General features: G+C 46.5%; 20 protein-coding genes and 2 pseudogenes. 5 read left to right on the top strand and 17 right to left on the bottom strand.

Annotated elements, in window-relative coordinates; genetic code table 11:
• Positions 1-5: 5 nt before the first annotated feature.
• The 13 genes from J3352_RS13285 to J3352_RS13225 all read right to left on the bottom strand — a co-directional run bounded on the left by J3352_RS13285 (position 6) and on the right by J3352_RS13225 (position 11873).
• The gene (locus J3352_RS13285; protein WP_156067023.1) at positions 6-1388 is read right to left on the bottom strand and encodes a relaxase/mobilization nuclease domain-containing protein; all 1383 of its coding nucleotides are present in this window, start codon (positions 1386-1388) and stop codon (positions 6-8) included.
• A 53-nt stretch (positions 1389-1441) separates the two neighbouring features.
• Entirely contained in the window at positions 1442-1699 is a 258-nt protein-coding gene (locus J3352_RS13280) for a hypothetical protein (protein WP_156066981.1), read from the bottom strand.
• Positions 1700-1707: 8 nt separating this feature from the next.
• Positions 1708-1986: a hypothetical protein gene (locus tag J3352_RS13275; RefSeq protein WP_055187087.1), complete on the bottom strand. Its 279-nt coding sequence runs from the start codon at positions 1984-1986 to the stop codon at positions 1708-1710.
• A gap of 108 nt (positions 1987-2094) precedes the next feature.
• Positions 2095-2427 carry a plasmid mobilization relaxosome protein MobC gene (gene mobC / locus J3352_RS13270; protein ID WP_156066984.1) on the bottom strand — a complete coding sequence of 111 codons (333 nt, stop codon included), beginning with the start codon at positions 2425-2427 and terminating at the stop codon, positions 2095-2097.
• Positions 2424-4037: a helicase C-terminal domain-containing protein gene (locus tag J3352_RS13265; RefSeq protein ID WP_242699974.1), complete on the bottom strand. Its 1614-nt coding sequence runs from the start codon at positions 4035-4037 to the stop codon at positions 2424-2426. Before J3352_RS13265 ends, mobC begins: the two co-directional genes overlap by 4 nt.
• Before the next feature lie 111 nt (positions 4038-4148).
• Positions 4149-4304: a transposon-encoded TnpW family protein gene (locus J3352_RS13260; RefSeq protein WP_117532921.1), complete on the bottom strand. Its 156-nt coding sequence runs from the start codon at positions 4302-4304 to the stop codon at positions 4149-4151.
• Positions 4305-4410: 106 nt separating this feature from the next.
• On the bottom strand, positions 4411-6276 hold the full coding sequence (locus J3352_RS13255) for an AAA family ATPase (RefSeq protein ID WP_156066990.1): 1866 nt from the start codon (positions 6274-6276) through the stop codon (positions 4411-4413).
• Positions 6277-6288: 12 nt separating this feature from the next.
• Positions 6289-7860 (bottom strand): MobQ family relaxase, encoded by a 1572-nt coding sequence (gene mobQ, locus J3352_RS13250; RefSeq protein ID WP_347562999.1) that lies wholly within the window; start codon positions 7858-7860, stop codon positions 6289-6291.
• Between the two features lie 268 nt (positions 7861-8128).
• Positions 8129-8452, bottom strand: coding sequence for a DUF3847 domain-containing protein (locus tag J3352_RS13245; RefSeq protein ID WP_156067026.1), 324 nt, complete (start codon positions 8450-8452; stop codon positions 8129-8131).
• 162 nt (positions 8453-8614) lie between these two features.
• Entirely contained in the window at positions 8615-8920 is a 306-nt protein-coding gene (locus J3352_RS13240; protein ID WP_156066996.1) for a hypothetical protein, read from the bottom strand.
• Positions 8921-9241: 321 nt separating this feature from the next.
• A complete protein-coding gene (locus J3352_RS13235; protein ID WP_156067000.1) occupies positions 9242-9727 on the bottom strand; it encodes a hypothetical protein in 486 nt (161 codons plus the stop codon).
• Between the two features lie 119 nt (positions 9728-9846).
• Positions 9847-11169, bottom strand: a complete 1323-nt coding sequence (locus J3352_RS13230) for a sensor histidine kinase (protein WP_156067003.1) — start codon at positions 11167-11169, stop codon at positions 9847-9849.
• Positions 11157-11873: a LytTR family DNA-binding domain-containing protein gene (locus tag J3352_RS13225; RefSeq protein WP_156067006.1), complete on the bottom strand. Its 717-nt coding sequence runs from the start codon at positions 11871-11873 to the stop codon at positions 11157-11159. The genes J3352_RS13230 and J3352_RS13225 overlap by 13 nt, the downstream gene beginning before the upstream one ends.
• A gap of 583 nt (positions 11874-12456) precedes the next feature.
• Here J3352_RS13225 and J3352_RS13220 point away from each other — a divergent pair.
• The 5 genes from J3352_RS13220 to J3352_RS13200 all read left to right on the top strand — a co-directional run bounded on the left by J3352_RS13220 (position 12457) and on the right by J3352_RS13200 (position 15392).
• Positions 12457-12735, top strand: a complete 279-nt coding sequence (locus tag J3352_RS13220) for a hypothetical protein (protein ID WP_015537337.1) — start codon at positions 12457-12459, stop codon at positions 12733-12735.
• A 43-nt stretch (positions 12736-12778) separates the two neighbouring features.
• The gene (locus tag J3352_RS13215) at positions 12779-13096 is read left to right on the top strand and encodes a zinc-ribbon domain-containing protein (RefSeq protein ID WP_097783021.1); all 318 of its coding nucleotides are present in this window, start codon (positions 12779-12781) and stop codon (positions 13094-13096) included.
• A 93-nt stretch (positions 13097-13189) separates the two neighbouring features.
• Positions 13190-13600 carry a hypothetical protein gene (locus J3352_RS13210; RefSeq protein WP_112115049.1) on the top strand — a complete coding sequence of 137 codons (411 nt, stop codon included), beginning with the start codon at positions 13190-13192 and terminating at the stop codon, positions 13598-13600.
• Positions 13601-14038: 438 nt separating this feature from the next.
• On the top strand, positions 14039-14479 hold the full coding sequence (locus J3352_RS13205) for a hypothetical protein (protein WP_005929376.1): 441 nt from the start codon (positions 14039-14041) through the stop codon (positions 14477-14479).
• 445 nt (positions 14480-14924) lie between these two features.
• The gene (locus J3352_RS13200; RefSeq protein WP_242651835.1) at positions 14925-15392 is read left to right on the top strand and encodes a hypothetical protein; all 468 of its coding nucleotides are present in this window, start codon (positions 14925-14927) and stop codon (positions 15390-15392) included.
• A 572-nt stretch (positions 15393-15964) separates the two neighbouring features.
• Here J3352_RS13200 and J3352_RS13195 read toward each other — a convergent pair.
• The 4 genes and pseudogenes from J3352_RS13195 to J3352_RS13180 form a co-directional block, all read right to left on the bottom strand.
• Positions 15965-16184: pseudogene (locus tag J3352_RS13195) on the bottom strand (DUF6061 family protein).
• 135 nt (positions 16185-16319) lie between these two features.
• On the bottom strand, positions 16320-16607 hold the full coding sequence (locus tag J3352_RS13190) for a TnpV protein (protein WP_156067009.1): 288 nt from the start codon (positions 16605-16607) through the stop codon (positions 16320-16322).
• Positions 16604-18700: a recombinase family protein gene (locus J3352_RS13185; RefSeq protein WP_156067012.1), complete on the bottom strand. Its 2097-nt coding sequence runs from the start codon at positions 18698-18700 to the stop codon at positions 16604-16606. Before J3352_RS13185 ends, J3352_RS13190 begins: the two co-directional genes overlap by 4 nt.
• 70 nt (positions 18701-18770) lie before the next feature.
• Positions 18771-19108, bottom strand: a pseudogene (locus J3352_RS13180) (hypothetical protein); the annotation flags it as partial.

The following is a 19108-nucleotide window of genomic DNA, read 5'->3' as shown; positions in this document are numbered from 1 at the left end:
TTCGTTTATCGAGTCTGGGTTTTCTCGGCGGGGTCCTTTTCCTCTGCAAAAAAGCGTTCTACGTTTTTCTGCGCACGAACCAGTTCTTGCATCTCGTTCCGTGCCTTGCGGTAGTCCGGGTAAGCGGCTTTCTTCTTGGTCAGCAGTTCTGAGAACTCCGCATCCAACTCCTTGACCTTCGGCAGCTTTTGCAATCCTGCCTCGTCAAAGGCAGCCTTCGCCGCCTTGTGCAGGGTGATCTCCTCCCGGTGAGCTTCCAAAAACTTTTTACTGTACCCCGACTTGCGATAGGCATCATAGACCGGGCGAGTCTTGGCATAGTTGATAATGTGGGTTTTCAGGACGGCGATTTCGGCCAACCTCGTTTCCGCCGCCTTGATGGAATCGCCCATGGCATGATAGCGTTCCGTTGCCGCCGTTGCACGTTCCCGCAGTTCGTCGGCACTGCTGATCTTCTGCTCCTGTAAAAATAGCAGCGTCTTGGACATCTCCTTCAGGTTGAATTTGGTTGCCCACTTTTTGTAGCCAACGCTTTTACCCTCTGCCATTTTCCCCTGAATGTCCACCAGCAACTGGAAGGGCTGCTCTTTGGGCTGCTTTTTCTGGTACGGCTGGTGCTTCGCCTTTCCCTCCAGCACCGCCTTGATTTCATCCTCACTGTACCCGTTGCCCAGCGTTCGGAACCGAATAAAGCGTTTCTGCCCCTTGCCCTTCACCGCTGTATGCTTGTCACGCTTCACCTCGTAGCCCTGCTGCTCCAGCTTTTGCAAAAATGCTTCGTAGTCCCCCGGCTTTTCTGCAAGGATGGTGTCGATGATTCCGCACAGGCGGTCACGGTTGCTCTCCTTAGGCGGGTAGACGATGCGCTTCTGCCGTTCCCGGTAGGGCTTCTTTTCAATGACGGACAACTGGTGTTCTAAGCAAATCAGGTCGCTCAACCGCTGCACTGCCAACGCCGAAAAGAAAAAATCCCGGAACTTTTTGGTGCCATCCAGTGCTGTAGAGTTGAAAATCACATGGTTGTGGATGTGCTGCCGGTCCGTGTGCGTTGCCACTACAAAGGCGTACTTGCCCTTGGTAAAGCGCATGGCCAGTTCGTAGCCCACCTTGTTAGCCTCCTCTGCGGTGATTTCCCCCGGACGGAAGGACTGCCGTATCTGATAAGCGATTACATCACTTTTCTGCCTGCGTCCGTTTACGAGATCGTACTGCCGCTTGGTAAGCATAAATTCTTCATCTGCTGTCAGGGCGCTGCAAGCATAGCTGCTGACAAACTGCCCCTGCTCGGTCTTGTCCGGGTTTTCAATATAGTCCGTGCGATTTTTCAGGCAGGCCGCAACGGTCATGCCCTTGTTTTTGTGCAGCGCAATCAACCGTGTTGCTGCCAGCATCATCACCCCCTATTGCAAAGAAAAAATGCCGCCCGGAGGCGGCATTGAGATCATTTGGATATTTTTTCGTAATCGGCAGCACCCGCCAGATACATTGCCTTGTATCTGGCGCATTCCAACTCGTTGCAGATCTCATCTAAGGCGAGATATTGCTTCCACGCTTCTTTGCTGATAACGCTCTGCAAGGCTTCCTCAGCTGCTCTTTTGGCTTTTTTCAGTCGCTGATAGTTTTCATCCTCACCTAGCATTTCAGAAAAAATCGTGCTGCTGTGCGCAGAATAGCAATCCTCCAATTTCTGGTTTTCCATAGCATCCCTCACAGTTCTGCAAGCCACTCACTGAAACGCCCGATGCCCTCGGTGATGGCAGTTGCACCGAAAAAGAGGATGAAGCAGATGAACTCGGCCACCAGCAGGATAAAGAACTGATTCCAAGTCTGACGGTAAGCAGTGTAGATGCCGCAGCCGAAGATGTAGAGCATCAGCGGAGCAACTACATAGCTGGACAGGGTTAGCAGCCACCTTGCCATCAGAGCTAGAAACGCTACAAAGAGAGAAATCGGGAAAAGAACAATTTTCTTCAGCATAGACATCATATCAAGCACTTCCTTCCTGTTCGCCCTTATTATAAAGGTATCGACTACTGCGTTGCAAGGATGTCAAGCATTATATGTACACCCGCAGTCCTCCAACTGCGGGAATTTTTATAGCTCTGCCAGCTTGGAAAGAATTTGCTTGCCAATGTCAATCAGTTCATCCAGCCGCTGCCGCAGGTCCTCCATGTCGGCGGCATAGATCCGACCATTTTCATTGGCGGCTTTGGCGTACTGGTTCAGATTGTTGCTGCACATCTGCAAGAGATATGCCATGCGTTGCAGTTCTTTCAAGTCGAGGTGCAGGCAATAGCCGTCCAGTGCCATCTTGCGGATATAGGCACTCAGGCTTCGGATGCTCATACTGAGCATCTTTTCATAGATACGGTTCTTTTCTGTTTTGCTCAAGCGCAGGATGATGGTTTCATCCCGCTTTTCTTTCATCGTGCATCACCATCCTTGTCGTAGTAACTGCGGAAGGGCTTCACAGGCTCCGGCTTATCGGATTTTTCCTCCAACGCCGCCAGCACTGAAGGGCGGCGGGGTGCATCCTCGTCTGGTTCTTCCTCCTGTTCCGGCTCGTGGCTCTTTTCGTCCACGTCCAACTGGGCGTTCAGCTCTGCAAGCCGAGCGGACTTCTCTGCTAGTTCTTCCTCCTGTGGGAAGGGCTTTTCCACCTCAATCTGCGCCGCCGCCTGCTGCTGATGCAGGGTAGCCAGCTCGTTCTCTGCGGCGGTGATGCGCTCCGGGAAGCTGTTCAGCGAATTATCCAGCCGGATAATGTTGCCCAGCGGGTCGGTGCCCAAGGGCACCATGTACTTCCGCTGCCCCTTCAAAAGTGCCTGATACTCACTGCGGAAGGTATCGAACCGCAGGGACAGTTCAAAGCCCCGGTAGCTGCCGATGACCTTTTCTTCGGCGTTGGGCAGTTCGGAACAAGCGAGGACCAGTCGCTCACCGGCGGTCTTTTTCTCATCGTAGGTCACGCCCTTGATGGTCATGCCGCAGAAACCCTCTTGCACCTGCGGGTGGGCGGCGGCAAGCTGTGCATCGGCTTTCAGCCCGGCAATGTGGGCGTTCGTCTCCTGAATATCAGCCGGGAATTTGGTCAGCAGCTTGTCTTGCAGGCGGAATTTCTGGCTCTGGTGGTCGGCTTTCAGCACCTTCAGCTTTGCCACCTGCACATCCAAGTCCATCTTCTCTTTGATGAGCGGATTTCCGACGCAAAGTGCCTTGATCTCCGCATAGGAAAGTGCCTGTTCGTCTACATCTTCGCAGGAGCGCACCGGGGATTTTGAAGTCATGATTTGGCTGATAAATCGCTGTTTGTTTTCCAAAGTTTGGAACAAATAACTGTCAAATGTCCCTTCCGTAACGTAGTTAAACACCTTGACTTCTTTATTCATATTGCCCTGTCGGATGATTCGACCATTGCGCTGGGTCATGTCACTGGGCTTCCAGCCAACATCCAGATGATGCACCGCCACAAGTCGGGACTGGACGTTGGTGCCCGCTCCCATTTTCGCCGTGCTTCCAAGCAAAACTCGCACATCGCCAGAGCGCACTTTGGAGAACAATGCCGCCTTTTTCGCTTCGGTGTCGGCGTTGTGGATAAACTCGATCTCGTTCTCTGGCACACCGGCGGCAACCAGCTTCTTGCGAATGTCATCGTACACGTTAAAGTTGCCGTCGTTTTTCGGCGTCGAGAGGTCGCAGAACAAAAGTTGGGTCAGCTTCTGATCTTTGCCCTCCTCCCAGATCTTCAACACGTTCTGCACACAGACGTTCAATTTGCTGTTGGGGTCGTCCGGCAGCATGGGGTTCATCAGGCGCACATCCAAGCCGATCTTTCTGCCGTCGTTGGTGACACAGAGCATATTGTCCACGGAGGCATCTACTGCACCGGAGTGGATATCTGCGGCACGTTTGCTCAGTTCTTGCACCATCTCTTTTTGAACGTCGGACGGCTTTGCCACCACGGTCTCAAACTTTGCTTCGGGCACAGGCAGATGGAGCTGGTCGCTGGTCTTGATGTCCGCAACCTCCTTGAACATGGACATCAACTCCGGGAGGTTGAAAAACTTGGCGAACCGGGTGCGGGCACGGTAGCCGGTACCCTCGGGCTGGACTTCGTCAAGAGGTTTTCGGTAATTTTTCTAAATTCATCAGGTTGTCCGCAAGGAAGCCCTTGTAATTTCGTGTCTGCACATATCCTTGAACATCTTTTCAATCGGCTTTTTGGCAGTTTCGGACTGCTTCACGCACACAATAAAGGTGGTTTTACCGATCTGCACCGAATAACTCGAATTCTGATTTTCCATTGATTTTCTCCTTTTATCGTCATTTTCAGAGTTTGGCTGGCAGACTGGCAACTGTGGGTGTACCATGATTTTCTTGCCAGCCAAAATTTTCTGCCAGCCAAATGGCTTATTCCATCCAAAAGACCTTTTTGCGGCCTTCCACGATCTTGCTTTTCAGGGCATCGCCCAGTTCCCGCTTGGCATCTCGGACAGTTCTGCCGGGGATGCCCCTTTCCAGTGCAGCCTTGTCGATGTCCTCGCTGAGCACCTGCTTTCCTCCGGCAAGCAGGGTGCAGATCAGGTCTTTGGCTTGCTGGGTCTTGGTTTCCCGCTGCGGCTCGATGCCGGACAGCATCTCGTCTGCGGTAATGTCGTACTCGCCGACCCAGCGGAAGCCACCCTCGTCCCCCAGAGAGAACGCCAGTGACGCTCCCGGCGGGGCAAGAGAACTTTTCTCGTGGGTCAAGATGCGCATGGTGGGGTCGTGCTTCAGCTTGCCGATGAACATGACGCTGCGCACGGCGGCAGCAATGTCGATGGAGCCGAGGCCCCGCTGCAAGCTCTGCATTCCAGCGGCCTTGTTCAGATGCCCGATTAGCAAAATAGCGCAGCCTGTTCGCTGCGCTACCTGTCCCAGCCGCATGAAGATCGGACGGACTTCGTTCGCCCGGTTCATGTCCACATCGGCACCGAGATATGCCTGGATTGGGTCGATGATGACCAGTCGGGCGTTGTTCTCGATAATGGCTTTTTCAATTCGTTCATCGGAAAGTGTCAGCTGCATCTCGCTGTCGTCAATGACCAGCACCCGGTCAAGGTCTGCACCAGCTTCGATCAGGCGGGGCTTGACCGTATCGCCCAGACCGTCCTCTGCGGTCTGGTAGATCACGTTGAAGGGTTCCATGCGTTCCATGTTGGGCAGCAGCTTTCCGTTGGTGCAGGCAGCGGCAAGGTGCATGGCAAAGTAGGTCTTGCCCTCGCCCGGATTGCCCTGCAGTACGCTTAGTTTCCCAAAGGGCAGATACGGCTTCCAAAGCCATTCCACCGGGGTCAGCTCCACATCGCTCATGCGGATGATCTTCACCGTTTCCGGTTTTGACGGCTCTTTCAGCACAATGCTTTTGAAATAATTGCGGTTCGGGACCTCTGCCCGGTGCACCAGAACCTCGTTCCAGTCCTTCATGCAGGGCTGGATGCGGGTCACGCTCACAGTGTCCGGCAGCAGAGCAGCCAGACGCTTGCAGGCATCCTCTCCGGCTTTGTCGGCATCCAGACAGAGGAATATCCTCTCCACGTCCGGGCGTTCAGAAAGAAACTGCCGCAGCGCCTTGCCCGACACCCCGCCCAGCGACAGATAATTGTGCTGCTGCCAGTTTTTCGGGAACAGTTCGATGAAGGACAGCAGGTCGATGGGGGCTTCAAAGACCAGCAACTGCTTGTCAGTGCCACGGTGGGCAAAGCCAAACGCCTTTTCTGCGCCGGCTGCATCCTGCCGAAACTTTTCCTGAATCCCACGGCTGCTTGCGTAGCGGGGATGCCCGTCTGCATCCCGCCCCACAAAGACCACGTTGTGGTGGGCGGTGTCCTCGTAAATATCTCCGGCAGCGATGAAGAAGTTCACCAGCGAGGGGCTGAGTTTCCGCTCCTGTGTCAGATAGTTCAGGATGTTGGCGTTGGTGACGTTCCTCAGCGGCAAACGAAACGCCGGAGAGGGGGCGGGGTCAGTCTCCGGCTGGACTTCACCCGGCTCTCCGGTCAGCATCTGCACCGCTTCGGGGAAGGACTTGCCGTAAAATTCCATCACGAAATCCACCGGCAAGCCGCCCTTGCTCTGGCTGTGCCGGAACCATTTGTTTCCGCAGACGGTCAGGCTGTCGTGGACTTTCCATCGGTATTCTTTTCCGCTGCGCACCAGCGTTTCGCCCTGTGCCCGGAGAAATTTTTCCAGATCCACCGCATTGGCTTTGTCGATCTGGGCTTGGGTGTAGGTCATGCTACTTCCTCCTTAAAGCTCCTGTGCGTGATTCTTCTGTTCGGTTTTCTTCTGGGATTGCGTTGCCTTGGCTTCTTCCAGCTTTTTCAGCACCGATTCCTTCTCCGGCATCTTACCGCCCGGTGCAGAAAGCTGCTGTTTATTCAGCACCATGTCAATATATTTGCGGATATTTTTCAGGGCAGAGACGTCCGGCTGCAAGGTTTCCAGTTTGGTACGCAGTTCTGCGCTGCCGGATTGCAGCGCAGAAAATTCGGCATCCAATGCCGAAAAATCCACAGTCGTACTGCCGTTCAGCTTCATCAGGGTGCGGACAGCTTTATTAAAGGTGTCAAGCTCCTCTTTGTGCTGGGCGGCATAAGCGTCCTTGGTCAGCTTGAAGTTCTTCTTGATAAAGGCGTCGTGGATGGGCTTCAGCTTGGCATGGACGGCGGCAGCGTCCTTGATTTGGGCGATTGCCCTCATACGGTTTTCATTTTGCTTCAACTGCCTGCGGAGAGGGGCGGCGGTCTGGTTCAGGTTAGAAATTGCGGTATCCAAATCCTCGATGGTGTTCAGGGAATGGGCTTTCAGATAGTCCACCGCCCGTTTGACTTCCTCAAAGTCCCGGACAGTGCATTTCAGTTTTGCCTTGCCAGACCAATCGCTGCGCTGCTCGTTGCGGAGATTGAAGTAGTCCACCAGCAAATCAGAAAGCGTGGGTTCTTTTGCTTTTTCCAGAGCGTCCAGAAGAAGCTGCTTCTTTTCGTTCAGGTCTGCGATCCAGCGTTGCAGACCACGGATGGTGCTGCGGATGGACTGCATCAGGCTGTTGGCGGCTCGAATGTCCCGGTTCAGGTTTCCGAGAAAGGTTTCCACTCCACGCTTTTCCATCTGGTGTGCGGCGGGGCCGAGATGCACGGTCGGTATCTGCTGGATGCCCTGCCGCTCAAAGGAGCGCAGGTCAACACGTTCCGGGCGGCCAGCCACTTCCAGATAGCGGTTGGTGATGGTTTCCCAGCTATGCCGCCAGACCTCGGCGTACTTCTGGTCGTTCCAGTCTACAGTGTTTTCCTTGTGGCACTTCCAGTTGCCGGAGGGGAGCTGGATGCGCTCGCCGTTCTCGTCAAGGTCGTAAACCTTTCGGGCTTTCGGCAACCATTTACCGTGTTCGTCCATTGCCCGGAGCGTCAGCAGAATGTGGGCGTGTGGGTTTCCATCTCCCTTGTCGTGAATGGCAAAGTCGGCAATCATGCCCTTGGAAACAAACTGCTCCTGACAGAATTCCTTTATCATGGACAGATACCGCTCTTTCGGGACTTCCACCGGAAACGCCAGCACGATGCGCCGGGCAAGCTGGGAGTTCCACTGGTTCTCCACGGCTTCCACGGCGTTCCAAAGCGTTGCCCGGTCTGCATATCCGGGTGGCGCATGGGACGGCAGCATGATCTCAGCGTGGACAAGTTCTTTCTTCTTGTTGTAGAATTTCGTTTTCTGGTCGTACTCACTGAATAGCCGTTCGCCGCTTTGGTAAGCGGCCCCGGCAACAGCGGACTGCCCTTGGCTGCGCTTGACGATGGTGATTTTGAAATGCGGACACGGAATAGGCATCACCCCCAAACAAAAAGACCGCCCAACAAGATTGCTCTTGTGAACGGTCTGGAATCGTATTCGGTTGTGCTCGCCACCTTGGAACGGAGTGCTGTGCGCTTCGGTTTCAGGCGGGAGCCGCAAAAGGATAGCTGCAAAGCAGCGCAAGGAAAATGCAGTTTTCCTTGGGATGGAATCGGGCTGGCGCACAAACGCCAGCTTCGATTTCATCGAGCTGTCTGCAAGACCGCAATTTCACCGGAACGGTGTATAATTGCGCCCTTTATTCTAAAGGGTTTTGGACGTTGCTGCGTTCGTGAACGTCATGCACCATCTTTGCAAGTGCCAGCACGACTTCCGGTTGACGGAACGAGATCTTCAGCAGTTCCATCACCTGATCATCGGTCAGTTCTCCCGGACAGACCAGAAAGCTTTCCAGCATTCCAGCACGGGTACAAAGACGGTGCACACGCTCTCTCCGGTTCAGCTCCGACATCTGGCGTTCAAGGATTTTCTCCCGGTGCTGGCAAGAGCGCAGCTTCTGCTCTGCTTTGGCTTTTTCGTTACGGAGGTAGGCTAGGTCTGTTTTCGGTTGGGTCAATGGCATCACACTCCTTTTTCAGAAAATAAAAAGCCAAACAATCAGTATGGATGCACACTAATCATTTGGCCAGGGGAACATATTTAATTCTCACAATGCAATAGAATTTTCGCAGTAAAAGTTCTATTGCGTATCCATAATGGTTACTATCTGTGGTTTGGATTAGGACTATTTTGTGCGATGTAAATCAATTATTATTAACAGTGCTGTTATGCCTACAACTATTAAAAATCTGATGGTAAATTGAACTGGAAGATTTTGAAGAGCGTGGGTTAGCATTCCAACTTCTCCATCTTCAATCCATTGCGAAAACATTCGTAATTCTTCAAGAAAGGCAACTGAGAAAAAGGCAATCCCAGACACTCCGATGATGTAATTATATTTTGCCTTTTTGACAAGTACAAAATAGCAGTTTACGATTGTCAGAAAATACGAACAGCCAATCCAAAATACCCAACCAATGTTCCAATCCATAAACTTTCTTCACCCCTTTATGCAACCAGTCCTTTTATTATAGTAAGAGCTACTGCTGCAACAATGAAACATATTGCAATAATTTTTGAAATTAGATTCTCACTTATCGGATTGTATGAAGAAAATTTATTATATAGTATCAGCAACGCAGCATAAACAGGATAGCACCAAGGATTGATATTAAATAAATCGAAAAAGGAGCCAATCTCAGCGACTACAAGAGTTAGCACTAAAGCCCAATACGCTATCTTTTTTAATAAATCTGACATAGTCATTGTACCATAAACAGTAGTCTTAATTGAATGGAGTGTTCATATTTAATCAAGCAAGAATAACGTGAACAGCACGTTCGTAATCGGCTTTGCGAACGTATATTGTGTAGAGCATTTGATAATTGACCTTTTGAAATGCCGTTCCGGCTCTTTCACGGGTTCCCATCGAAAACAGAGACGGTGATGATAAATCGCGTGCTTTTGTTCGATAGGTTATTCCTGCCTTTTCTAAAAGCGATGTGTATTTTTGGTATTGAGATTGATTCGAGCAAACAACCAGCTCTTTTTGATTGAAAAATGGCAACATAGAAACTCCTAAGAATCTCACTTCTTGTCGAAAAATTTCAGCAGAAGTCCGATTATCAATGCACCGCCACAGACCAATATAACCAGAATGGTTTGTGATGACAAGACGAAAAGCGGTTGAGGAAGCAGTTCCAGCATTCCACCAATAATAAATAAAAGCAATATTAGAATCACAATTGCAAATAGGATTGGTTTCAATTTTTTCATGCTGACACACTCCCTTCTTCAAGAAACAAACCACTATATGCGAACTCTTATAGATGCGTTGAAATCATCTGCATCTTATTGTTACTATACATACAATAGAAGATTTCGTCCATGCTTTTGTACTAACATGGAGAAAATCTGTCACGAAATCGGAGTGAACGGTATATCAGCGGTGAACTGGAACCACCCATTTTCATAGAACATCGTATACTCTCCACTGTATTTTTCGAGAATCAGCCGGATGTTCGCAAGTCCAAAGCCATGCATCTGTGGTTCTGGTTTTGTCGTTGGAATGGAACCATTTATAATTACAACAGGTTCCGATGTGTTTCGGACAGAGACAAAAAAGTCTTGCTGTGCAACGGCCATGACATGAATCGCTTTATCGCCCTTATCATACTGCTGACACGCTTCAATGGCATTATCCAAAAGGTTTGATAGAAGCACTACCATATCGGAGGCATCAAATGGAAGCTTGGATAGATCATTCACTTCAAAATCAATGCTGATCTTCTTTTGAGTTGCTTCGGCGGCTTTTGTATTGAAAAGTGCGTCCAAGATGGGATGATGTGTGTTGACAAGGAATAGCCGATCAGTTTGCTGTTCGGTGATTTTTTCAAGATATTCTTCAGCGGCAGAATACTCTTGATTCTTCATCAATTGATTTAGGATATTCAGGTGCGCCCGGAAATCGTGAACTTTTTTCCTTTGGGCAGAATAAAGTTCGCTTGCCGAAGTCATGTTTTTCGATTGCAGCTGAATCTGCTGGTTAAGCATCAATAACTGTTCTCTTTCCGATGCGGCATACTCCATTCGCTCCAATAAAAAGAGGACTGCGACGTTTGAAATAAAAATGAGAATACAACAGCCAGCAGAAACAAACTCTTCTATATTATGACCGCTTGTAACGTAAAGTAGGATCACAAGCATTACAAACGATGCGCATGGAAATAGAAAGTACAGTATCAGCTGCGAATGTTGAGCATCGCTTCTGGGTCTGTTGCCCATACGCTGAAGCATCATTTTGCGAAATAGCGCAATAATAAATAATTCAGCAGAATAATAAGAGATTCCATAGATTAGAGATAATGTCTTATCGGCTTGAAACGTCTGAGCATCCATCCCACAAACCGATGTTGCAAGCATTCCGACTGCGAAAGATAAACTATAAGTCAAGAGATATTCTACAACGATAAGAAATAATAAAAACTTTCCTGAGATATTCTCATATAGAGTTCTGGCAACAATAAAGCAGGATAGTAGAATCAAAAGAATTTTGACGATTTGGTTTCGATTTAAGGCAATAACACTGAATTCAATGGATGCATACATTAAAATAGTTTGAACTATTACACCGACAAGGAATCTATGACCTTTCCAACGGTGCGAAGCAAAAGCGTCTAAAAACAGACATACGCAGACTGAATCTATGATTGTGTAAATCAAACTGATCAAAGCATCCATCTACTTTTACCTCGCCAATGTAAATATTTCTGTTTTAGCTCACTATAATTCTTTTCGCTTGGAGCCAGACAAAGACCACCGCGCAATTGGACTTTATTGTATTGAAAGATTTCGACATAGTGCATATTGACAAGATAGCTTTTTTGAATACGAAGGAAACCGAGTGGCTCGATTTTTTCGGATAGTTCCGTTATGTTGCCGTAAAATTGGTATGTTGGGCGTTTTTCGTCCAACAAGTGCATAACAATGATTCTTCGATGAGATTCTAAATACAGAATGTCATTTACAGGTACATCGATAATTTCAGAGTTGATTGAAATTGTGACAAGCTGTTTCCGCCGAAGTACTTCTTGGACAGCTGAATCAAAGTAGGAATCAAGTTTAGCAGAGAGATCTGCTTTTAGTAAGTAGCGAAAGGCTTGAACTTCAAATCCCTCTGGAGCATACTGAATAAAATTTGTAATGAAGATAATCACAATGTTTTCATTTTCTGCTCGTAACTTTCTGGCAAGCTCAATTCCATTTGTTTCGCCCATATCAATATCCAGAAGCGCAATATCATACGGAAGTGATAAGTCTATTTGACTTGGTTGAGAAAATCCATAAAATCTTGATGATACCTGTGTTTCTTCGGTTTTCTTTTCAAGTGTTTCAATGATAGAATCAACGATCTGCCGTTCATCGTCACAAACCAAGACATTCATTTTGAAATCCCTCCATTGCACATGTGCACATGGGACCGCTTTTCATTACACAACATACAGCCCTGTTCCTTACAAGTATAATACGATTATGCCAAAACTTCAAATAGTCAAAAGCCTTTGGTTGACGATTGACTTGTAATATGGCGAAAGGTAGCTTTGGTGTGCTCCCCTAATGCTGGATGTCCACTGTTAGGGAACATACTATCTGTACGCACACCGATTTCGTTACAAAATTTCTCTGTTTTGCTACAAAATTGTGGACGTTGATTGATTCTTGTGCTTTGATGTTATCATAGTTGACCTAATATGTGCATAAGAGGGGAGAAAATCAAATGAGAGGAATAATAATAGTTTTAATGGCGATTTTAGGCGTGATATTCCCTAAATTTTTGGTGAAAGCAATTAAAAGCACTGATAAAAATGATGCTGGTGGAGGTCTTTTGGGTTCACAGATCACTTTTGGAATGCTGATGCTGATAATTGGTATATTTCTCAATTCGTGTATTTAAGGCTGAGTGTTTCGCAAATCCATGCAAAGATAATATGCCATAAAACCGTATTATCAGGTCACAGGAGGACAAAAATGGACAAGAAAAATGATTTCTTTCTTGGTGCGCCTTTACCACTTTGGGGGTGCGTTTCGATATGGCTTGGTAATCTTGTGAGACTAACCCCTGAAAGTGCAGTGCCGTATGCTTGGGCTGCTTTGTTTTTCTCATATGGAATTGTAGCTTTGTATTATATTCAGATGGCAATATCTTTCAAAAGTTGTAGTAATAGCCCAAAAGTGAAGTCCGCATGGATTATGTTGGGAATTTCGACACTATTTTTAGTGGGTTCGATAATTTTAGCTATTCGATAAAGGAAGGTAAAGTCTCTAAACAAGAAGCAAAGGGGGATTTTTGATGGCTTGTAAAAATTGTGGTTATGAAAACAAGTTGGGTGTTCGATATTGCCAACGGTGCGGTCAGTATATTGAACCAAAACGGACATTGGCACAAGAAGTTAAATCGTGGGATTTTAGAAGTCTCGCTGGTGTTGGCCGTAGAGATGTGAATATTGCGCCGCTGTTTACTGCATCACCCGTTCAAACTCCAGCAAAAGCACACCAAACGCCCTCGCCTGTTGAACCGATGCCAGACGGAAGATGGTATTGCCCGGACTGCGGAACATTAAATGCTTCTTCTGAACGTTTTTGCAAAAACTGTGGAAAAGTTCGATAACTATCATTTAGCATTAAAAACTACGGAAGCTTTACGCTGAAAGCTGTAACTTTAAGCAGACCGGAAAGCTTATAATGAGGGTAGAACAGAAATATGACCAACGAAGATACCACTGATTTTGACGAGCACTTCGCTAAAATTTCGTCCTATATTGTGGACACATTGCACGGCGTTCCACTTGAGATGAACGAGGATGAAAAAGAACAATTTCGCATACAAGTTATTTCAAATCAGTATGCAGAACGGTTGCTAAGTGAAGCCGAAAAGACAGAAACGTATAGAGGTTTATCAAAAATTGATATTCTCCATACAGTTTCTATCCCTCAACTGGCTAGAACAATCCCACTTAAAGGTTTGAATCTCAGTTTAGAAAAATACAGAATGCCGGATGGTGTAATAATAGAGGTTGAGAGTTCGTCACATTATTTGGGGTCATTTAGTGAGAAAAATGATTCTTCCACAAATTGGATAGAAAAGATCATGGAGGGTGTCGGTATTCACTAGATGGATTCTCAAGAAGCATAAACAGCCCGCTATTTGCAGAGAATTCTGGAAGAAAATTGAAGAAAGCATCCTTCCGGCAACAGCATCCCGGACGTTTGTGAACTCTCACAACAGAGATCAAGAACCAATTCCTGCTTTGCGCTTACACCGTTTTGGTGACATTTTTTCTCCGTCTTGCTACAATATTGTGGATTTTTTCTATTTGTGCTTTGCTATTATCAACATCTAAAATGGAAACCGTGATGGAGGTGATTCCAATGCAGATAATTTCCTTGAAAACAAATTGAATGCTTTGGCAAACGGTGGCCAGTTCTCCATTTCCTACGACATCACGATTCCGTAATAAAAGCATTAGATAATGGGTATAAAAGCCACGATTCTTTAGAGTCGAAAGAAAAGAATCGTGGCTTTGTACGTTTGAATTATGGAGCAAGCCAAATGAATAAGAAATTGGAATTTTTTAGCAGTATGGCGGTTGCCTTTATAGTTTTGATATTGGTCTTTCTTTGCATTCGTTTTTCAGGTCAGGGAAAATTTGCTACACATGGAGGAACCAATCCGTCTGATGTAAAATGTATTTATACTTCAGTTTGGCCGGATAATGAATACACTAGGCTTATTTGTGAGCCGGAAAGTGGAACGATAGAATATATATTGGATGGTTCTAATGCTGGGTATTATGCAATCTTTTATAATAATATCTCTGAAGAAGAAATACAAAAATATATTGACCAATTGAAAACCTTAGGATACGCTGAAGAGGCATCGGCTTCAGAAAGCGTTTCGACAGGCGTTTTGCTAAGAAAAGATGAAACATGGATAAGCATTGCATACTCAGAGGGAGGATTTGGAATCCGGATTTCAGTAGAAAAATCCTGAATAAAAGAGATGCTGGGGAATTCCGGTTATCCCTATGATGCAGTGGAAAGAAAATGGATTGCTCAATATGCGAGCCTCCATGACTTGATTTTGATGTTCGGTCACTCAAACCAATGTCGTCAAGTCGGTAGGGGGTAGGTCTAAATTTGTTTGTTTTGGAGTAAGTGCACGGTTTCTGCACGGTTTCAAACTGTGCAGAGGATACGATCATTGGAAAGATACCGCGTGAAGAGATTCTAAAAATTGCAGAGAGCATTTCCTAATTGGCTGAATTTTTGCCCACACGCTTGTAATTATTTACAAATGTGTGGACACTTTTTTGTTGAAGCGTCCAAAGCTGACAAGATTTTGAACTTTTTTCAAAAAAGCTGTCACAAACACAGTGTGAACTACGTTGACTAAACAAAAGCTCCTGTTGGAGTACACAAAATGGAGGTTATGTCTGATGAAACGATTTCAAATAGTGATTCTCACAATCATGCTGGCCAGTTTATCCGCCTGCGCAACAAATTCGCTACCGTCATCCTCCACCGAATCCTCTGTTTCCATATCGGTATCAAATCCACAAGATTTTTTATCAGAACTTGAGGATATGGAAACGAGTCAAATATTAGAAGAACTTAAAATTTCAGATGGCGGATATACCGAAGATTGTTTTTCGGTATTGTCTAAGCGGCTTGTTGAATTTCCAGAAGATACGCTTTGTATACTGAATCATAACAAACTGATGGCTGATACGGATTTTGAAGCGCTTGTCATAACTGGAATTGGAGCAGAACTTCCTTATATTGGGGCGGCAGAAGAAAAAGATACTCTTTACAAATATTTGAAATCTATTTCTACAGATGAAGAATATGCTGAAATAGCATCAAGAATCCTAGACGAATGGCTGTCGGAAAGTGATGGCTCCTAATTTTATCAAAAAAGTGGTGATTCCAATGCAGAGTTCCGTCTTATAAGGAAAATGCTTGAAAGAAGAATAAAAAATGAAATTCCAAACAAAACTCACATTATGCAAAGCTGTATTCATCTTCATAGCAATAGTCGTATGCGCACTATGGGCATTTGAGTTTCGTATAGCAGCTGTTGTTGTACTTTTGATAGACTATATTTTTGATTTTATAACACGTCGTTGTCCTTTTTGTGGGAAGCACTTTTCAATTGTACTAACAGTGAAAGATCGTTGTCCATTTTGCGGAAAATTATTCGAGTAAATATTTTATGGAAGCAGTGGGTATTCCATGCAAAAATAAATGTGTGTGCTATAAAATGTCAGCCAATTATAGGAAGAGACCTATATTCTCTGTAATGGACAATGGTCAATTATGAAAACTATTGCAAAATGAAAATACGATAGCAATCGTACAAAAACAGAAATCCGGAAACTTTTTTGAGTTATTATGGTTCAAAAAAGTTTCCGGATTTTCTGTAATGCTTTTTGAAGAGCCATTCTGTAACAGCCAATCACATTTCTATGAAAAAAGGTCAATCTTCTAGTCTACCGTGATCGCAACCAAGTGAAAGATAATGTTCGATTTCTCCACTCAGCACAAGCTGGGTATATTCCAAGGGCTTGTTATATAAGTAGCCAGTCCAGTTCTGCTCGCTGTGCCGGGGTGTTGCCATATTCGTCCTCAATGACGATGCAGTCGATGGAAAGAATGGTTCCATCCTCGAATCGGGCTTCCGCCCGGTTGGTGTCCATGTTGTAGCGACAGGAAAGCACTTTTTGAGAGTGATTATGGTCGAAATTCTGATTTCGTTTCATTTGAATCGCTCCTTTAATGATTTTGAAATTTAATTTTCAACGATATGTGGTATCTTTTTTCTTTCTCTTAAGTCACCCAACCGCACTGTCCCGCATCTGCCGGACGGTCAATGCAAGCTGCTCCTCGACTTGCTTGTCCAGCTTGGCAAGGTGGCTACCCAGCTCCCCGGACAGGAGCAGTTGATTGTACCGGATGGGATGATGTTCTTTCAGATACCTTTTATGTAAGCGGCCCCACCGCCCGGTGGGGTGCTGCTCTGTCGGGGCTGCTGCGGTCAGGTTCGGCAGATAGTGGTCATTGACAAGGGTGTAGTCCAGACCATTGTTGCTGTCGTGGAGCGTGTTCTTTAAGGTAGTCATGCTGCGTTATCCTCCTTTGGTTTCGGCGTTGGGACTGCTTCTGGGTCTGGTTTTAGATTTCCTTTTTTCTTGTGATAGAATTCCAAGGTTTTCTTGTTGTGGTTGATTCTTCTGCACTCATCGGAACAAAATTCCTGCTGGCTGTGTGTAGGCCAGTAGGAGTGACCGCACACGGCACAGGTGCGCTGCCGGTAGTAGTGAGTTCCTCTCTCGGCTTCTCTATCCGCTTTCTTTTGCTCCAGTCTTGCCTGATTCCAGCATTCCCTTGAGCAGAAAAGCTGTCGGTTGCTCGTAGGTGTAAACACCTTCCCGCAGTGCGGACACGTTTTGGTTTTAATGATCTCGCCACCGTTTTCAGCGATTTTCTTTGCCTTTCGCTTTTCTCGGTAGGCTTTTTCACGTTTGCGCTGCTTTTCCATGCGCTGCCGTTCTTCCTGCTCCTTCTGCGCTTTCAGTTCGGCAAGTTCTTCCTCGGTATAAGCAATATCGACTTGGCCGACATAGTTGAAATAAATGTCAACCTTTTGTGTGCGGGCATTGCCTGCACCCTCGGCTTCATAAACAACGATTTTATCGACAAGTTCGTTAAACATTGAATCGGAGATTTCTGTTGGATTTTTGCACTTACGAATCAGCGAAATGAAATGTTGAATATCAACAGAACTTGACTTATCTTCGGCAATTTCGGATTTCATCGTTTCCATCTTCGATTCCAATTCTGCCTGCTCGCTATCATACTGTGCCATCAGCTGCTTGTACTGTCGTTCGGGCAACAGTCCAGCCATAAGATTTTCGTACAGGCTACGAATAAGGGCAGAAAGCTCATCATAGCGTTTTTGACAACGTTTCAATTCCGATTGGTTCTGCTTCGGCTTTTCTTCACGTTTCTCTCTCCAAAGTGATTGCAGTTCCAAAGCGAAGGTTTCTTCATCTTTTAGAACAAATCTCGAAAAGCGTTTGACCGATGCCAATATCAGGGCTTCAACATTATCGGCACTGATTGAATGGGCAGTACAGCCATTCACTCGACTTGCATATCCACCACAACGATAAGAATATTGAGTAGACCCATCCTTTTTACTGTAGTGTGTTTGCAAGGTCAATCTTCTGCCGCAGTCGGCACAATACAGATACCCGCTTAAACGGTTGGTGTGCGTTCCCCAAGCAGAAGCACGATTCACTCGGCATCTGCGTTTCTGAACACTATCCCAAAGTTCTTGCGATATAATCGGTTCATGCGTGTTCTGGAAAACGTACTGTTCATCTTCATCTGTTTCTTTTCTCTTGTGAAGTTTGAAATTTGTGCTTACAGATTTTCGTAAAACAGTGTGTCCCAGATATTCCTGCCGACCTAAAATTGTTCTTACGGAGGAGGTGCCCCACAGGTACGGATTGGAGAACTTTGTCCCATTGTACTGCTCCGGGTGATATTTCTTTGCGTATGCAGCAGGAATCAGGACTTTTTCCTCTGTCAACAGTTCTGCGATTGTCCGCGGGCTTTTTCCTTCGTTCGCAAGAAGAAAAATGCGCTTTACGACTTCGGATGCCACCGGATCAATAACAAGTGTCTGCTTGTCGTTCGGCAAACGGTTATATCCATACGGAATAGAGCCGCTGCAACGTTTTCCATCTTTCATCCGGGCATCGAACACAGCCTTGATTTTATTGCTCGTGTCTTTGGCATACCATTCGTTCATAATATTCAAAAACGGAGCAAAATCATTGTCTGAAGCATTGTTGCTGTCGATGCTGTTGTTGATTGCAAGGAATCGGACGTTTTTCTGTGGGAACAGAACTTCCGTATAAAAACCGACTTGCAGATAATTTCGTCCTAAGCGGCTCATATCCTTCACAATAAGCGTTTCGACATTTCCTGCTTCTACCTCTTTTATTAGAGATTGAAAGCCGGGACGATTGAAATTCACACCTGAAAAGCCATCATCTGTAAAATGGCGGATGTTCTTGAAGCCGTTCTTTTGTGCGTAATCTTCCAGATATTTCTTTTGGTTGGTGATGGAATTCGATTCACCAGCAAGATCATCATCTCTTGACAAACGCTCATAGAGTGCGGTGATTTTTGGTTCTTTAGGCATTTGTTCTACCTCCTTTCTTATGGAATCTTTCAATTTAGGACAATCAAGTTTATCGTCCTATTAAAGTATAGCCTTCCGGGGCAAGCTCAATGGCCGTGGTCGTCTCACCAAAGGTGGATGCCCAGCAGTCGAAGTGCGTCAGCTTTTTCTGCTGCAAGGTGCTGTACTGGAGGTACCGCATGACCGTGTACAACTCGGTCATGGAGTTGCTCACGGGCGTGCCCGTGGCGAACACCACGCCACGCCCGCCGGTGATCTCGTCCAGATAGCGACACTTGCCGAACATATCGCTGGATTTCTGCGCTTCGCTGGTGGATAATCCTGCGACATTCCGCATTTTTGTGGTCAAAAAGAATGTGCAGCACCTCTGCGGCTGCGAAGCAGTCCGCAGAGTAGTCTGCTTTGTTG

It is taken from the genome of Faecalibacterium sp. Marseille-Q4164, assembly GCF_017377545.1.
Classification (GTDB): domain Bacteria; phylum Bacillota; class Clostridia; order Oscillospirales; family Ruminococcaceae; genus Faecalibacterium; species Faecalibacterium duncaniae.
This window is presented reverse-complemented; position numbering and strand designations above follow the sequence as displayed.

Coding starts and splice junctions, on each gene's coding strand:
- J3352_RS13280 (WP_156066981.1), bottom strand. CDS start 1,699: ATGGAAAACCAGAAATTGGAGGATTGCTATTCTGCGCACAGCAGCACG.
- J3352_RS13275 (WP_055187087.1), bottom strand. CDS start 1,986: ATGATGTCTATGCTGAAGAAAATTGTTCTTTTCCCGATTTCTCTCTTT.
- mobC (WP_156066984.1), bottom strand. CDS start 2,427: ATGAAAGAAAAGCGGGATGAAACCATCATCCTGCGCTTGAGCAAAACA.
- J3352_RS13265 (WP_242699974.1), bottom strand. CDS start 4,037: ATGTTCAAGGAGGTTGCGGACATCAAGACCAGCGACCAGCTCCATCTG.
- J3352_RS13260 (WP_117532921.1), bottom strand. CDS start 4,304: ATGGAAAATCAGAATTCGAGTTATTCGGTGCAGATCGGTAAAACCACC.
- J3352_RS13255 (WP_156066990.1), bottom strand. CDS start 6,276: ATGACCTACACCCAAGCCCAGATCGACAAAGCCAATGCGGTGGATCTG.
- J3352_RS13245 (WP_156067026.1), bottom strand. CDS start 8,452: ATGCCATTGACCCAACCGAAAACAGACCTAGCCTACCTCCGTAACGAA.
- J3352_RS13240 (WP_156066996.1), bottom strand. CDS start 8,920: ATGGATTGGAACATTGGTTGGGTATTTTGGATTGGCTGTTCGTATTTT.
- J3352_RS13230 (WP_156067003.1), bottom strand. CDS start 11,169: ATGGATGCTTTGATCAGTTTGATTTACACAATCATAGATTCAGTCTGC.
- J3352_RS13225 (WP_156067006.1), bottom strand. CDS start 11,873: ATGAATGTCTTGGTTTGTGACGATGAACGGCAGATCGTTGATTCTATC.
- J3352_RS13220 (WP_015537337.1), top strand. CDS start 12,457: ATGGACAAGAAAAATGATTTCTTTCTTGGTGCGCCTTTACCACTTTGG.
- J3352_RS13215 (WP_097783021.1), top strand. CDS start 12,779: ATGGCTTGTAAAAATTGTGGTTATGAAAACAAGTTGGGTGTTCGATAT.
- J3352_RS13210 (WP_112115049.1), top strand. CDS start 13,190: ATGACCAACGAAGATACCACTGATTTTGACGAGCACTTCGCTAAAATT.
- J3352_RS13205 (WP_005929376.1), top strand. CDS start 14,039: ATGAATAAGAAATTGGAATTTTTTAGCAGTATGGCGGTTGCCTTTATA.
- J3352_RS13200 (WP_242651835.1), top strand. CDS start 14,925: ATGAAACGATTTCAAATAGTGATTCTCACAATCATGCTGGCCAGTTTA.
- J3352_RS13190 (WP_156067009.1), bottom strand. CDS start 16,607: ATGACTACCTTAAAGAACACGCTCCACGACAGCAACAATGGTCTGGAC.
- J3352_RS13185 (WP_156067012.1), bottom strand. CDS start 18,700: ATGCCTAAAGAACCAAAAATCACCGCACTCTATGAGCGTTTGTCAAGA.